Below are 15,421 nucleotides of genomic sequence, written 5' to 3'. Positions count from 1 at the left end.
CGCTTCGCGCCTTCCCCCTTTCTCTCGAATTGCTGCGCAATTCGGGAAGGGGGACACCGCCAGCGCGGCGGGGCGGCCCTTGCGCGGCGGTCGCTGGTACAGGCAGTGCTTCACATCCAGGCGTGCTCCCATGCATTGCGCCAAGGGGAATAACCAAGACGCGGTCAGAGCACCTTGACTGCCCGGCCGATGAACTGGATGGGGCCCGTGGGCTTGCCGATGGGCGAGCCCGTGGGCGGCTCCAGGGTCAGCTCGAAGAGCTGGTTGGGCTGCAGCGGTGGCAGCTTGTCGAGCTGCACCTGCAGCGGTTGGCCAGGCTTGACCAGGCCCAGGGAGACGGGGCCATTCCAGTCGTCGGCCTTGGTCCAGAACTCGAGCGCCTTGTCGGCCGGTACTTCGGCCACGCCCAGCGGTATCAGGCTGATCTCGCGCGGCGAACTGGCCTGCACCACCCAACCGGGGGCCTTGTCCTGTGGCGCCACCAGCACCACCATGAATTTTGGCGGCGCTGCCACGGGCGCGGTGCGTGTGACCAGCACCGCTGCCAGCACGGCCGCCATGGCAAATCCTGAGCCTGCGAGCGCGCGCCACAGACCCAGGTGGTTCCACCAGCCCCTGGAGCTGCTGCGCGCCGGCACCACCGCTGGGGCGGTTTGCGGCTGCTGGCGCAGCCCTTGCAGCGATGCCTCGATGCGCGAGGCCAGGGGCGCCGGCAGCGGCACGGGCTCGGCCAGCTGGGTCAGGGGCAGCAAGCGCTCCTCCCAGTCGTTCACGGCTTGCTGCAGCGCGGGTTCGGTGGCCAGGCGTTGTGATACGGCCAGGCGCTCGGCTGCAGGCAGCGTGCCCAGCACGTATTCGCCGGCCAGCACCTGCAGATCGTCGTGCGGATTGTCGGGAAAAGGTGCGCTCATGCCATGCACTCCCGCAGCGAAGTCAGGCTGCGCCGTATCCAGGCCTTCACGGTGCCCAGCGGTGCGCCCAGGCGCTCGGCAATCTCGCCATGTGAACAACCTTCGACATAAGCGTGCAGCACGCAGTTGCGCCGTGCCGGCTCCAGCGCCTCCAGGCAGTGCTGCAGGCGGCCCAGGCTGGCATTCAGCTCGAAGCTGGCGGCAGCATCGTGGAAGGCCTGCACGGACATGTCGGCCTCCAGGGTGTGGGTGGTTTCCTCGTCGATGTCGACGTGGCGGCGCGCGTTGCGCACGGCATTGAGCGCCAGGTGGCGCACCACGCTGTAGATCCAGCCGCGCGCGCTGCCCCGTGCCGGTTCGTAGCTGGTGGCCCGGCTCCAGATGTTCACGCAGGCATCGTGCACGATGTCCTCGGCCAGCGCGCGCTGGCGCACGATGCGCAGTGCCACGCCCAGCATGCGCGGGCCCTCGTGCTCGTACAGCCGGCGCATGGCCAGGCGGTCGCCGGCCGCGCAGGCGGCCAGGGCTGCTTCGTAGTCAAAATCGCCAGGGGTTTCAGGCACGGGTTGCGAGGGGCTCGGCACGGTCGTGGAATGGCTGCGTGGCGCAGTGCGCGCACCCAGGGCGTGGCTGCATCCTAGCCCACCAGGCCATGCTTTCACACGCAATCCCCAGGCGTCCAGGGGATTGCGTTCATCCTGCTGCAGGGCGTGGTCTTTACGCGGCGTTCACGCGGCCTTCCAGAAGATGTAGTCGGCCTGGTACTTCACGATCTGGCGCTCGCCCTTGTTGGCCGCAGTGCATGCCGCCATGGGCGCAGCACCGCCCTTCAAGGCCACGCGCTGGATGTAGGTCACGCCCGTCATGGCGCCCGAGCCCATGGCAGGGTTGGCCTTCACGAGCTGGTAGGGGATGTTGCCGGCACCGGCCGGGGCCACCGCGACCTGGGTGGCGGTGAGCTTGGAGCCGTCCTTGGATTCCCAGGTGGCGGGCGGGCCGTAGTAGGTGCCCACTTGCATGCCGCTGCGGTCGTTCAGCACGGCCTTGGGGCCCACGAAGAACCATTCCATCTGGCCGGGAGCGTTCGCCTTGTCGCGGCATTCGTAGGTGATCTCGCCCACGCCCACGGTTTCCATGGCGACCTTGTTGCCGCCAGGCACCTTCACGGTATCGGGCAGGCTGTCCTGCGAGAACATGGGGCCGGACGACTTCATCGAACCGCAAGCCGTCAACAGGGCCGCTGCGGCGATGGCGCCTGCCAGGGGGAGGAGACGGGTGCGCGTAGCTTGGTTGGTCATGGCGTTTCTCTTCTTCAAATGGGTTGAAAGAACAGCAGCGATAAGGAGCTGCTGCAGGTACTACCCACGAGAACGCCGTTTGGATGCACGCGTGGTGCAATTTCTCGAAAATATTTTTGCGGCCTCTTTCTCAGAGGGTCATGGGCCAGGAACTGGTCTTGACGCGTATGGGCAAGGGCCGGTGCTCATAGGGCAGGTCTGCCGCGCCCGTGATCGCGGCGGCGATGGTGCGTGCCTGGCGCGCGATCGGCTCGATGAAGCGGCTGGCCTGCCCGCCGATGGTGATGCAATCGCCCAGGGCATGGATGCCCGGTACGCTGGTCTGCAACTGTTCGGGCGTCACGGCGATGCCGCCGTCCCAGGCCAGGCCGGCGCTGTGCGCCAGGCGCGTGGGGGTCTGCAGGCCGGCGGCCACGATCACCTGGTCGGCCGTGAATTGGCGGCCATCGGTGGTGCTCAGTTGCAGGCTGCCATCGGGTGTGGGCGTCGGCAGGGTGCCGAGGGAAGCCACGCGCACGCCGCCCACGAATGCAATGGGAAGCCGGGACCACGCGGCCAGCAGTTCGCGGGCGCGGGGTTCGCCGGCGCAGCGTGCCAGGGGCAGGGCTTCGGTGTCCAGCAGGGTGATGCCGTGGCCGCCCAGGGCCAGGTCGTTGGCCAGTTCGCAGCCGATGAGGCCGGCACCCACGATGAGCACGCGGCGCGGCGTGTGGCCCAGGGCCGCGCGCAGGCGCTGGTAGGCCTGCAGGTGGTTGATGCGCCAGCACAGCGCCGCCGGCAGGCCTGGGGGCAGGGCCGCCTGCGCGCCATGGGCCAGCACCAGGTGCTGGTAGCGCTGCGGGCCGCGCGTGGTGCGCAGTGTGCCGCCGTTGCTGTCGGCGGAGGGCTCCACGCGCACGGCATGAGTGTGGGCCAGCAGGCGCACATTCAGCCTGGCGGCGGCGGCCGCGCCGCTTTCGCGCACCAGGCGCTCGGGGGGCAGGTGCTTGGCCATGGCGATGGACAGTTGCGGCTTGTCGTACAGGTCGCCGCTGCAGTTGCTCACCAGGGTGATGGGCAGCTGTGCGTCCAGCGCGCGCAGGGCTTCGGCCATCTGCCAGCCGGCACGGCCTGCGCCCACGATGAGCACGCCGGGGTCGACCTGGCGCCGCGCTGCGGGGGGAGCGCTGCTGCGCGCCAGCGTTTTGAGTGCCTCCATGCTGGGCGCCACATAGGGCTCGAAATCGTTCTTGGTCACACCGCACAGCGGACAGGCCCAGTCGTCGGGGATGTCGGCGTAGCGGGTGCCGGGCGGCAGGCCGCCATCGGGGTCGCCCTGCTCCTCGTCGTAGATGTAGCCGCAGGCGTGGCAGATGAACTGCAGCCAGGGATCGTCGGCCAGCGCCGTGTGGGTGGCTGTGGCTGCGCTCATGAGGGCATCTCCTCGGTCGAGAGGCGTGCGATCTCCTTGCGCAGGTGCTTGATGGCCGGCGTGACGATGGCCACGAAGTGCGATTCGCGCACGCGGCGCTGCACGTCGGAGCTCATCAGATAGCCGCGCGCGCCCTGGTGCATCAGGGCCGACTGGGCGGCGCGCAGGCACAGCTCGGCGCCATGGGCGCGTGCGTCCAGCACGTCGATGAAGAATTCGGTACGGGTGTCGAAGGGCGTCTCGGCCAGGCGCATCACGCGCGTGCTCAGGGCGTCGAGCTCGGCCTGCAGGGCATCGGGCCGGTCCTCGAGGAACTGGTTCACGTGGCCGAGCTGGGCCTCCACGGCCCACATGGAGTCGATGGCACCCTGGGTGACGCCCACGGCCATGCCGCACTGCAGCATGACAAAGGCGGCGCGGATGCGGGCGATGTAGGGCTTTGTCGGGTCGGCGATGGTGTGGTCCGCCCCCACGAAATGGTCCTTGAGCCGCAGCGCATAGGTGCCCGTGCCCTCCATGCCCGAAAAGCTCGGGCACTCGCGCATCTCCACGCCTGGTGCGTCGCAGCGCAGCAGGAACATCAGCTCGCGCGGGGCGGCCCCGTCGGGCTGGGCGATGGCTGCCACGGCGCCGCAGTAGTGGTCCGGCCCCAGGTTGCTGACCCAGGGCAGGGTACCGTTCACCAGATAGCCGCCTTCCACCGGCGTGGCCTGGAGCAGCAGGGCCTCGATCTGGGCATAGCTCTTCATGGGGTTGGAGAGCGCCGTGCCACCCAGGCCCGCGCCGCTGGCATGGCGCTGCAGCACCTCACCCACCAGGGCCGGGTTGCCCGATTGCTGCAGGTACAGCCCGCAGACCGCCTGGCACCACAGCATGAAGCCCGTGGCGCCGCACACGCGCGAAACCTCGGCCATGGCGCGGATGGCCAGGCCGTAGTCGGCCGGGCCACCCGTGCTGTCCAGGTGGGCCGAGATCCCGCCCACGGCCGCCAGCTGCTGCAGTTCGGCACGCGGGTAGTAGCCCACGCGGTCGATGGCCTCGGCCTGCGCGGCCAGCGGGCCCTGGGCGATGGCGCGCACGGCGGCGATCAGGGCGTCGCCCCGCAGGGCGCCTTCCAGATGGAGTTGGGGAGGGAGGTCGGCGGGTTTCATGGGGGCGGGGTCCTTGGGTGTGCGCGGCAGGGCAAAGACGGGGAGCGCGGTGCGCTCAGTCCATCAGGCTGATCTCGAACGGGATGGGGTTGCGCATGCTGTTGGCCACGGGCGAGTAGAAGTTGGCGTGCTGCACGATCTCGTCGAGCACTTCGCGCGGCGCATCGCCTTCGACCAGCACCTTCACGCGGATGGCCTGGAAGCCCATTTCGGGGGGCAGCTTCTGCAGCGCACCGCCGGCACCCCAGGCGGCAGGGTTGCCGATGTCGCCTTCCATGAAGACCTCGATCTTGCTCAGCTTGACCTGCTTCCAGGTGGCCACGGCGGTGATGCCCACGGCCAGGCAGCCGCCCAGGCCCGAGAGCACGATCTCGCCGGGGGCAGGCGCCGTGTCCTGGCCGAAGAGGTGCAGCGGCTCGTCCACCACCACGGGCGTGTGCTTGCCCACGGTGCTCAGCGAGCGGTACTGGCCTTCCATCACGGTATGGACCTTGTTGGTACCGCGGCTCGCCGGGTTGTTGCGGCCTTTCTCGGCAAAGGCCATCAGGCCATCGCGGTCGATGGGGCGCAGGGCCGTATGGATGGTGGTGACAGGGGCGGTGGGTTCCAGCAGATCGGTGGACATGGTTTTCCTTGGAGGGTTGAAAGGCGAGAAAGAAATGGGGGACGGGGCAAGGGCCCCGCAGAAGCTCAGGCCGCCAGGGCCAGCGCCGGCTTTCTGGCAGGGCGCAGCAGGGGCAGACCGCTTTCGATGGGCAGCTTGTCGTCGCGCGACCACTCGTTCCAGGAGCCGAAGTACATGCGCACATCGGCAAAGCCGGCCTGCTTGAGCGCGAGGAATGTGTTGGACGCGCGTGCGCCCTTGAAGCAGTACAGGTAGACCGTGTCGCTGGGCGCGATTCCGGCGGTGGCGCATTCGGCGCGCACTTCGTCGGGCGACTTGAACACCGGGCCCTGGGGCGAGGGCTTCATGAAGCGGTACCACTCCACCCACTTGGCGCCTGGCAGGCGGCCCTTGCGCGGCGCGAAATCCTTGCCGTAGGGGCTGGAGCTTTCGCCGATCCACTCGTCCACGTCGCGCACGTCCAGCAGCACGGTGTCCGTGCCCAAGGCCTCGGCCACATCGTCCTTGGTCAGCATCACGTCGGCCGTGGCCAGGGTGGTCGGGAAGATCGCGGGCGTGGGCATCACGGCTTCGGTGGAAACGGGCAGCTCGGCGGCCTTCCAGGCCGAGTAGCCGCCGTTCAGTACCTTGACCTTGGGGTAGCCCAGCCAGGTCAGCAGGTAGTAGCCGCGGCAGGACTGGCCGTAGCCGCTGTTCAGCGCGTCTTCATAGAACACCGCCGTCTCGGCGCCCGACAGGCCGATGGCCCCCAGGTGCGCGGCAAAGGTGTCCTTGAGTTCCTGCAGACCCTCGGGGCTGGAGGTGGCCAGGTAGGTGAAGGTCTCGCGCAGGTTCACCGCGCCCGGGATGTGGCCCAGGGCGTAGGTGTCGGCGTCGCGGGTGTCGATCAGCACGACGGGCTCTGCAGCCTGCAGGGCCTGCAGCTGGGTGGGCGAGATCAGGACGGCGTCGGAATCGGTGCTCATGGAAAACCTTTCGATGCGGTGGTGGGCAGGATGGCCTGCGTCCCTTACCGCAACAGGTGTGCCAAAGGCGCCGGATTGCGTTCTGATCTCTGGGTGTCGTTGCCTGGTATTTGTTGGTTGCTATCGCAAAAGGAGCAAGTTTGGCCCTTGTGCATGCGCCAACGGCGGATCCCCGTGGGGTGCTGTGGACACAGTGTCGACAAATTGTCGACACAGGTGCCGCTTAGCGCAGCCCCGCCTTGCGCAGCCGGTAGCTGAACTGGCGCAGGGTCAGCCCCAGGCTCTGGGCGGCGCGCGACTGGTTGCCGTGGTGCTCCGCCAGGGCGGCCTGCAGGGCCTGCGCGCTGTGCGAGTGGGCGGGGGTGTAGTCACGCACCAACGGGGGCTCTGCGGGGGCCGGTGGCGCCACGGTGGCGGGTGCTGCCGCGCCGGGCAGAAAGCGGTCCAGCTCCCCGCCGGTCACCAACGTGCCTTCGGCCAGCAGCACCAGCCGCTCGATCACATTGCCCAGCTCGCGGATGTTGCCGGGCCAGGGCTGGGCCTCCAGCCGTGCCAGGGCGTCGGGCGCCAGGTTCACGTTGCTCTGGTGGGCCTGGTTGGCCCGGCTCACGAAATGCAGCGCCAGCGCACGCACGTCCTCGCGCCGCTCGGCCAGCGAGGGCAGGCGGATCGGAATCACGTTGAGCCTGTAGTACAGGTCCTGGCGGAAGTTGCCGGCCTCCACCTCGTGCGCCAGGTCGCGGTTGGTGGCCGCCACCAGGCGCACGTTGACCTTGAGCTCGCGCTGCCCGCCCAGGCGCACCAGCGTGCCCTCCTGCAGGGTACGCAGCAGCTTGGACTGCAGGGCCAGCGGCAGTTCGCCGATCTCGTCCAGGAAGATGGTGCCGCTGTCGGCCTGCTCGAACCAGCCCGCGCGGGCGGTGCTGGCCCCGGTGAATGCCCCGCGTTCGTAGCCGAACAATTCAGATTCGAACAGAGCATCGGGGATGGCCGAGCAGTTGACCTTGATGAAGGGCCGGTCGCGCCGGCCGCTGGCCAGGTGCACGGCGCGCGCGAACAGCTCCTTGCCCGTGCCCGACTCGCCCAGCAGCAGCACGGTGGCCTGGGTCTGCGAGACGCGTTCGAGTTCGCCCAGCGCCTGCAGCAGCGGCGGCGAGTTGCCGATCAGGCCGTAGCGCGCGCTCTTGGTGTTGAGTGCGTTGGCCAGTACGGCGTTGCGCGCCTCCAGTTGGCGCGTCTGATCGGCCACCAGGGCTTCGAGCTGCAGCAGCTGCCCGACCAGGGTGGCCAGCACGCGCAGCACGGCCAGGTCGTCGTTCAGGTGGCGCTGGCGGCTGCGAATGCGGTGGCAGGCCAGCACGCCGATGGGTGCGTGGTGGAGTTCGATGGGCAGGGCGATGAAGGCCACGGTTTCGGGCGGCAGCTGGCTGCGCTCCACGGCGCGCGCCAGGAACAGGGGCTCGGCGTCGATGTCCTGCACGATGGCCGGCTGGCCCGTGGCCAGCACGCGCCCCGTGATGCCTTCGCCCCAGGCATAGCGCCCGCGTTGCACCTCGGCCTGGGTCAGGCCGTAGGCGTGCTGGATGGACGCCGTGCGCGGCGCGCCGGCCGCGGTGTCGTCCACCAGCACGATGCGCCCGCGGTTCAGGCCCAGCAGCTCGCTCATGAGGTGCAGCATTTCGCGCAGCACCAGCCCGGGTGCCAGGCTGCTGCCGATCAGGCGCATCACCTCGCGCATCAGCAGCAGCTCCTGGGCATGCCAGTCAGGCTGAGCGCGCGGGTGGCCGGGAGCGGGTGGGGCGGTCATGCCCTGGCATTGCAAGTTCTGCGCCACAGAGCGGGGCCGGGTGCATTACAGTCGGCACCCACGGGCCGCCTGGCGGCCCTCCCCATTCACCTTCTGTCGAAAGCACCGCCATGACCACCTTCGGAACCCCTCTGTCCCCCCATGCCACCAAAGTCATGCTCCTGGGCTCGGGCGAGCTGGGCAAGGAGGTGCTGATCGCGCTGCAGCGCCTGGGCGTGGAAACCATTGCGGTGGACCGCTACGAGAACGCACCGGGCCAGCAAGTGGCCCACCACAGCCGCACCATCACCATGAGCGACCCGGCCCAGCTCAAGGCCCTGATCGAGGCCGAAAAGCCGCACCTGGTGGTGCCCGAGATCGAGGCCATCGCCACGCCCATGCTCGAAGAGCTGGAGGCTGCCGGTACCGTGCGCGTGATCCCCACGGCCCGCGCCGCGCGTCTGACCATGGACCGCGAAGGCATCCGCGTGCTGGCCGCCGAAACCCTGGGCCTGCCCACCAGCCCCTACCAATTCTGCAATTCCCTGGAGGAGTTGCAGGCCGCCATCGACGCCGGCATCGGCTACCCCTGCATCGTCAAGCCGGTGATGAGCAGCTCGGGCAAGGGCCAGAGCAAGATTGACGGCCCCGATGACGTGAAGAAGGCCTGGGACTACGCCATGGCCGGCGGCCGCGTGAGCCACGGCCGTGTGATCGTCGAGGGTTTCATCGACTTCGACTACGAGATCACCCAGCTCACAGTGCGTGCCGTGGGCGCCGATGGGCAGATCGAGACCCACTTCTGCGACCCCATCGGCCATGTGCAGGTCAGCGGCGACTATGTGGAAAGCTGGCAGCCCCACCCCATGCACCCGGCCGCGCTCGAAAAGTCGCGCCAGATCGCCAAGGCCGTGACCGACAACCTGGGTGGCCAGGGCCTGTTCGGGGTGGAGCTGTTCGTCAAGGGCCAGGACGTCTGGTTCAGCGAGGTGAGCCCGCGCCCGCATGACACTGGCCTTGTGACCCTGTGCACCCAGAACCAGAGCGAGTTCGAGCTGCATGCCCGCGCCATCCTGGGCCTGCCGGTGGACACCAGCCTGCGCAACCCCGGTGCCAGCGCCGTGATCTACGGCGGCGTGGAGGCCGTGGGCATCGTCTTCGACGGCGTGGACGAGGCCCTGCGCGTGCCCAACACCGACCTGCGCCTCTTCGGCAAGCCCGAGAGCTTCACCAAGCGCCGCATGGGTGTGGCCCTGGCGCGCGCGCAAGACGTGGACACCGCGCGCGACAACGCCAAGCTGGCCGCGAGCAAGGTGAAACCACGCAAGGCCTGACAGGCCTCAGCCGTCCTCCCGGATCTGCCGCCCGGTGAGCTTGAGGAACAGGTCCTCCAGGTTCGCCGGCCGGTGCAGGGTGCGCAGGTGGGGATGTGCGCCCAGCGCCTGCAGCAGGGGCTGGGCGTTCTGGGTGTAGAAGAACACCGTCTCGCCGCTGATCTCCACGCGCGCGGCCAGGGCGCGCAGTGCGGCGTCCTCGGCCAGGGCCACGGCACCCAGGCCGAAGACCTCGACCACATCGGGCTCCAGGTGCTGGGCGATGAGCTCGCGCGGGCGGCCCTCGGCGATCTTCCTGCCATGGTCCAGCACCAGCAGGCGCGAGCACAGGCGTTCGGCCTCGTCCATGAAGTGCGTGGTCAGCAGGATGGACTTGCCCTGCTGCAGCAGCAATTGCAGCCGCTCCCACATCAGGTGGCGGGCCTGCGGGTCCAGGCCCGTGGTGGGCTCGTCCAGCAGCAAGAGGCGCGGGTCGTTGACCAGGGCGCGTGCCAGGCTCAGGCGGCGCTTCATGCCGCCCGACAGCTCGCCGGGCTTGGCATTGGCCTTGTGCGTGAGCGCCGCGAATTCGAGCAGTTTGGGCACACGCTCGTCCATGGCGGCACCCTTGATGCCGAAGTAGCGGCCGAACACGCGCAGGTTCTCGGCGCAGGTGAAGTCCGGGTCCAGGGTGTCGAACTGCGTCACCACACCGATCTGCGCCTTGATGGCCAGGGCATCGTGCGGCATGTGCAGCGGCCCCGCTCCCCCGGCCGGGTGGAAGCGCACGCTGCCGCTGTCGGGGTTGGTCAGGCCCAGGCACATGCGGATGGTGGTGGTCTTGCCCGCCCCATTGGGGCCGATCACGCCCAGGCATTCCCCGGGGGCGATGGCGAACGAGACATCGTTGACCACCGTGGCTTCGCCATAGCTTTTGCGCAGTTCGCGCACGTCGAATAAATCCGTCATGCACCGATTGTGTGCGATACCGGAATCCGGGGTGCGCTCACGCCTCGACCATGCGTCCTCTTCCCTGGGCCTTGGCCAGGTAAAGCGCAGCGTCGGCCCGTGCCATCAGGTCGGGCAGGCGGGTTTCCGCCGGCAGCAGCACGGCCATGCCAGCGCTGTAGTCCAGCCCAAAGCCCAGTTCCGCCATGCTGAGGGTCTGCAGGCGGTTGCGAAGGCGCTGGTCGAAGGCGATGCCTGCGGGAGCGCTGTTGTGCAGCAGCAGCACGCCGAATTCCTCGCCGCCCAGGCGTCCGACCAGATCGCCGGTGCGGCAGGTTTCCTCCAGCAGGCGGGCAAACAGCTTCAGCGCGCGGTCCCCGGTCTCGTGGCCATGCGTGTCGTTGATCTGCTTGAAATAGTCCAGGTCCAGCACCAGCGCCGTCAGAGGCAGGTGGTGGCGCCAGGCGTGCGAGAGCATGTTCTCGGCCTGCTTGTTGAAGCCGCGCCGGTTGAGCACACCCGTGAGCCCGTCGGTCATGGCCAGGGCGCGCAGCTTCTGCTCGGCTTCGGCGCGCCAGGCCACCAGCACGGCCACGGTGCCCAGCACCAGGCTGACGTTGGTGGCCACAGCGGCGGCCAGGTTGACGGGGTGGGGTGTGCGAAAGCTGGGGTACTGGTCGGTGAAGGCCCCCAGCAGGCCGCGGGCCAGCGTGAACGCAGCCGAGGTGACCAGGCAGGCCATCAGCAGGCGGCGCCAGCGCGGGTCGGCATAGTGCGCGGGGTACAACGTGGCGCGGGCCACGATGAGCAGGATGGCGGACATCAGCAGGTTGGCCCAGCCCACGCGCCAGGCGTAGTGGTCGAACGCCAGGGTGTAGCCCAGCGGGGTGATCACCACCAGCGCCAGCAGCAAGGACTGCAAGGGGCGCTCGCCCAGCCACTCGCGCAGTGCACGGTAGAGCATCCACTGCGCCAGCGCATTGCAGGCCACCGAGACGGTGGACAGGGCCTGGTCCCACCACGTCCCGGCTGCGATGATGGCGGCCCAGGCCACGGCCTGCAGCAGCATGCTGGCCTGCACATGGCGGGCTGCGGTGCTCACGCCGGGTCCCATGATCAGCGGCAGGGAGGCCGAGATCATGAACAGGTTGGCGGCCATCACCGCCATCAGTGTCAGAAAATCCAGTGGCATGGAGGGAGATGCCGCCTGCATCAGGCGGCGGGTCTACTGGAAAGCCACCTCGGCAAAGCTGCGCAGCTTGCGGCTGTGCAGGCGGTGGATGCCCCCTTCGCGCAGGATCTCGATGGTGCGCATGCCGATGCGCAGGTGCTGGTCCACGCGTTCGCGGTAGAAGTGGTTGGCCATGCCGGGCAGCTTGATCTCGCCGTGCAGGGGCTTGTCGCTCACGCACAGCAGGGTGCCGTAGGGCACGCGGAAGCGGAAACCGTTGGCTGCGATGGTGGCGCTCTCCATGTCCAGCGCCACGGCACGGCTCTGGCTGAAGCGGCGCTGGGGCATGTTGTCGGGCAGCAGCTCCCAGTTGCGGTTGTCGGTGCTGGCCACGGTGCCCGTGCGCATGATGCGCTTCAAGTCCGCCTCGGCGATCTGGGTCACATCGGCCACGGCCTGCTCCAGCGCCACCTGGATCTCGGCCAGTGCCGGGATCGGTACCCACAGCGGCAGCTCCTCGTCGAGCACATGGTCCTCGCGCACATAGGCGTGGGCCAGCACATAGTCGCCCAGTTGCTGGCTGTTGCGCAGGCCCGCGCAGTGGCCCAGCATCATCCAGGCGTGCGGGCGCAGCACGGCGATGTGGTCGGTGATGGTCTTGGCGTTGGCCGGGCCCACGCCGATGTTCACCATGGTGATGCCGCTGCGGTCCTCGCGCACCAGGTGGTAGGCGGGCATCTGCGGCAGGCGCGGCGGGGCCACGCCCAGGGCATCGGCCTCTGCCGCGGGCAGCCCGACGCGGCGCGTGACCACATTGCCCGGCTCGATGAAGGCCACGTACTCGCTGTCGGGCTTGGCCATCTCGGCATGGCCCAGGCGCACGAATTCGTCGATGTAGAACTGGTAGTTGGTGAACAGCACGAAGTTCTGGAACCACTCCGGCGCCGTGCCCGTGTAGTGGCGCAGGCGGTGCAGCGAGTAGTCCACACGCGGCGCGGTGAACAGCGACAGGGGCTGCGCTTCGCCCTGGCGCGGCGCCCAGGTGCCGTTGGCGATGCCGTCGTCCATGGCGGCCAGGTCGGGCAGGTCGAACACGTCGCGCATCAGCATGCGCCGCTCCTGCGTCAGCGTGCCCTCGATGTGGTCGTGCTCGGCGAACGAGAAGTGGATGGGGATGGGCTGCGCGCTGGTGCCCACTTCCAGTTCCACATTGTGGCTTTTGCGCAGCAGGCGGAACTGCTCGGCATAGTAGTCGCTGAACAGGTCGGGCCGGGTCAGTGTGGTTTCGTAGCGGCCGGGGCCTTCCACGAAGCCATAGGCCAGCTTGGTGTCGGCCCGCGCCACGGTGGTCGTGTGGATGCGCACAAAGGGGTAGAAGGCGCGCACATGCCCTCCCGGCGTCTCGCCGGCCACAAAGCGGTGCATGGCATCGCGCAGATGGCCGATCTGTTGCTGGTAGATGCGCTGCACCTGGGCCAGGGCCTCGGCGGGATCGGTGTGGCGGGTGGGGGCGATGAAGTCGGGAATCAGGGGCATGGACCCTATTGTCCACAAGCGGCGGGGCAGCGGGCTGACAGCCGCTGGTTGCGCACCAGAAATTCACGCGAAACCCCCGCTGCCTGATGCCTGGCGCGGGTCTGCAGGGGCTCAGGCGGCGGTCCGGGCGGAGGGGCCCAGCAGCCATTGGCGGATGGCGGGGGCGTCCATGGGCTCCGAGACCAGGTGCCCCTGGACAAGGTCGCAGTCCAGGCGGCGCAGCAAGGCCATCTGCTCGGCCGTTTCCACCCCCTCGGCCACGGTCTTGAGCTGCAGGCTGCGGCCCATCTGCACGATGGCCGTGACGATGGCCACGTCGTCGGCGCTGCCAGGGGTGTCCATCACGAAGGAGCGGTCGATCTTGAGCTTGTCGATGGGGTAGCGCTTGAGGTAGGCCAGCGAGGAGTAGCCCGTGCCGAAATCGTCGATGGAGATGCCCACGCCCAGGTCCTTGAGGGCCTGCAGCGTGTCGAGCACCTGGCCGGTCTGGTGCATCAGCACCGACTCGGTCAGCTCGATCTCCAGGTACTGCGGCGCCAGACCCGTGGCCTGGAGGGCCGCGGCGATCTCGCCGGCCACGTCGCGCTGGCGGAACTCCAGCGCCGACAGGTTGACCGCCACGGGCACCAGGGCCAGCCCTTCGTCCTGCCAGGCCTTGAGCTGGCGGCAGGCCTCGTGCAGCACCCAGCGGCCGATCGGCGTGATCAGCCCGCGCGACTCGGCAAAGGCGATGAACTCGATCGGACCCACCAGGCCGCGCACCGGGTGGCGCCAGCGCACCAGGGCCTCGAAGCCCCGCAGCGTGCCGTCCTTCAGGCAGATCTGTGGCTGGTAGTGCAGCACGAAGGCGTTGTCTGCGATGGCCTCGCGCAGCAGGCGCTCCTGCTGCAGCACCTCCATGGCGCGCACGTCCATGCCGGGCTGGTAGAACTGCCGGTTGCCGCGGCCACTGTCCTTGGCCTGCTGCATGGCCGCGTCGGCGCAGCGCAGCAGCGCATCGCCCGTGGCCCCGTCGTCGGGGAACAGGCTGATGCCGATGGAGGGCGACATGGTCAGCGGCAGGTGCCCGACCGTGAAGACGGTGCGCATGGCCTGCAGCACGGCATCGGCGACGCGAGCGGCATCCTCGGGCGCCTGGATGGGGGTGAGCACCAGCACGAACTCGTCGCTGCCCAGGCGGGCCACGACGTCGGCCTCCCCCACGCAGTGGCGCAGCCGGTCGGCCACCTCGCGCAGCAACTGGTCGCCGGCATGGTGGCCGAGCGAGTCGTTCACGGTCTTGAAATGGTCCAGGTTCACGAACAGCACCGCCACCCGGTCCTGGCGGTGGCGGACCAGGGCCTTGGCCAGCTGCTCCATCAGGTGGCGGCGGTTGGGCAGTTGCGTGAGGGAGTCGTGCAGTGCGTTGAAGGCCTCGCGCTCCTGGGCCTGCTTGCGCGCGGTGATGTCGCGCACCACCACGATGCGGTAGTCCGCATGGTGGAAGGGCATGGTCTTGCCGACCACCTCCACCGGAATGGCGTGGCCATCCTTGTGGCGGATGGTGACTTCGTAGGGGTCTTCGCGGCCGCTGCGCGTGTAGTCAAGCGCCACCGCGCGCCATTCGGGGCTGATGAAGTTGAAGATGGACAGGCCCACCACCTCGTGCAGTGCATAGCCCGTGAGCCGGTAGAGCGCTTCGTTGCCGTCCGAGATCAGGCCGTCGCGGTGGAACACGATGGCCTCGTCGGTCGCCTCGGTGAACTTGCGCATGCGCTCTTCGCTCTCGCGCACCGAGCGTTCGGCGCGCCAGCGTTCGGTGATGTCGGTGATCAGCACGAAAGAGCCCAGTTGCCGGTCCTTCTGTGCAGCGTCGAAGTGCGGAATGAGATTGACTTCGATCATGCGCAGCTCGCCATTGGGCAGGGTCTGCTCGCGCGCATACTTGACGTGCTCGCCCCGGCTGGAGCGCTCCACATGGGGCTGTATGGCCTGCCAGGCCTTGTCGCCAATGGCCTCCTGCACCGTGAGGCCGAGGATGGATTCGGTGGAATGGCCGTTGTAGGCCGCATACCCCTGGTTGGCGAACAGGCAGCGCAGGCCGGGCAGGTCGAAATAGGCCATCAGCGCAGGCACGGAGTCCGCGATCAGGCGCAGCAGCAGGTCGCTGGAGCGGCCCTGCCCGGCGGTGCTGGCTGCGTTGATCGTTTCTGGCATGTACCACCCGGTTCCTGCACTGCATTCGTTATAGCCGATCCACCTGACAACGGCGTAAGGTAGTTGCCCCTATGCCGGCGCCGAATGGTCCTTTTGTGGCCTGCCCCGGA

General features: G+C 68.6%; 13 protein-coding genes. 1 reads left to right on the top strand and 12 read right to left on the bottom strand.

All coding sequences use genetic code 11. From position 1 onward, the window contains the following. Positions 1–164 precede the first annotated feature (164 nt). From HNP48_RS16700 to HNP48_RS16665, 8 genes are all read right to left on the bottom strand, one after another. A complete protein-coding gene (locus HNP48_RS16700; RefSeq protein ID WP_184858988.1) occupies positions 165–911 on the bottom strand; it encodes an anti-sigma factor domain-containing protein in 747 nt (248 codons plus the stop codon). Further along, positions 908–1,474: a sigma-70 family RNA polymerase sigma factor gene (locus HNP48_RS16695; protein ID WP_184858986.1), complete on the bottom strand. Its 567-nt coding sequence runs from the start codon at positions 1,472–1,474 to the stop codon at positions 908–910. The genes HNP48_RS16700 and HNP48_RS16695 overlap by 4 nt, the downstream gene beginning before the upstream one ends. A gap of 165 nt (positions 1,475–1,639) precedes the next feature. After that, entirely contained in the window at positions 1,640–2,209 is a 570-nt protein-coding gene (locus tag HNP48_RS16690) for a DUF3455 domain-containing protein (RefSeq protein ID WP_184858984.1), read from the bottom strand. 130 nt (positions 2,210–2,339) lie between these two features. Continuing rightward, on the bottom strand, positions 2,340–3,620 hold the full coding sequence (locus HNP48_RS16685; protein WP_184858982.1) for an FAD-dependent oxidoreductase: 1,281 nt from the start codon (positions 3,618–3,620) through the stop codon (positions 2,340–2,342). Continuing rightward, positions 3,617–4,771, bottom strand: a complete 1,155-nt coding sequence (locus HNP48_RS16680) for an acyl-CoA dehydrogenase family protein (protein WP_184858980.1) — start codon at positions 4,769–4,771, stop codon at positions 3,617–3,619. The genes HNP48_RS16685 and HNP48_RS16680 overlap by 4 nt, the downstream gene beginning before the upstream one ends. Positions 4,772–4,826: 55 nt before the next feature. Continuing rightward, on the bottom strand, positions 4,827–5,396 hold the full coding sequence (locus HNP48_RS16675) for an OsmC family protein (RefSeq protein ID WP_184858978.1): 570 nt from the start codon (positions 5,394–5,396) through the stop codon (positions 4,827–4,829). A 65-nt stretch (positions 5,397–5,461) separates the two neighbouring features. Further along, positions 5,462–6,361: a sulfurtransferase gene (locus tag HNP48_RS16670; RefSeq protein WP_184858976.1), complete on the bottom strand. Its 900-nt coding sequence runs from the start codon at positions 6,359–6,361 to the stop codon at positions 5,462–5,464. 223 nt (positions 6,362–6,584) lie between these two features. Beyond that, the gene (locus HNP48_RS16665; protein ID WP_184858974.1) at positions 6,585–8,168 is read right to left on the bottom strand and encodes a sigma 54-interacting transcriptional regulator; all 1,584 of its coding nucleotides are present in this window, start codon (positions 8,166–8,168) and stop codon (positions 6,585–6,587) included. A gap of 110 nt (positions 8,169–8,278) precedes the next feature. Here HNP48_RS16665 and purT point away from each other — a divergent pair, with 110 nt between their 5' ends. After that, positions 8,279–9,481, top strand: coding sequence for a formate-dependent phosphoribosylglycinamide formyltransferase (purT, locus tag HNP48_RS16660; protein ID WP_184858971.1), 1,203 nt, complete (start codon positions 8,279–8,281; stop codon positions 9,479–9,481). Positions 9,482–9,487: 6 nt separating this feature from the next. On the opposite strand, the gene HNP48_RS16655 is transcribed toward purT, so the two are convergent. From HNP48_RS16655 to HNP48_RS16640, 4 genes are all read right to left on the bottom strand, one after another. Continuing rightward, positions 9,488–10,429: an ATP-binding cassette domain-containing protein gene (locus HNP48_RS16655; protein ID WP_184858969.1), complete on the bottom strand. Its 942-nt coding sequence runs from the start codon at positions 10,427–10,429 to the stop codon at positions 9,488–9,490. Between the two features lie 37 nt (positions 10,430–10,466). Continuing rightward, positions 10,467–11,600, bottom strand: a complete 1,134-nt coding sequence (locus HNP48_RS16650; protein ID WP_184858967.1) for a GGDEF domain-containing protein — start codon at positions 11,598–11,600, stop codon at positions 10,467–10,469. Positions 11,601–11,633: 33 nt separating this feature from the next. Then, positions 11,634–13,115, bottom strand: a complete 1,482-nt coding sequence (locus HNP48_RS16645; RefSeq protein ID WP_184858965.1) for an AMP nucleosidase — start codon at positions 13,113–13,115, stop codon at positions 11,634–11,636. Positions 13,116–13,226: 111 nt separating this feature from the next. Continuing rightward, positions 13,227–15,311, bottom strand: coding sequence for a bifunctional diguanylate cyclase/phosphodiesterase (locus tag HNP48_RS16640; protein ID WP_184858963.1), 2,085 nt, complete (start codon positions 15,309–15,311; stop codon positions 13,227–13,229). Positions 15,312–15,421: the final 110 nt, after the last annotated feature.

It is taken from the genome of Acidovorax soli, from assembly GCF_014207955.1.
In the GTDB taxonomy this organism is placed as follows: Bacteria; Pseudomonadota; Gammaproteobacteria; order Burkholderiales; family Burkholderiaceae_C; genus Acidovorax; species Acidovorax soli_A.
This window is presented reverse-complemented; position numbering and strand designations above follow the sequence as displayed.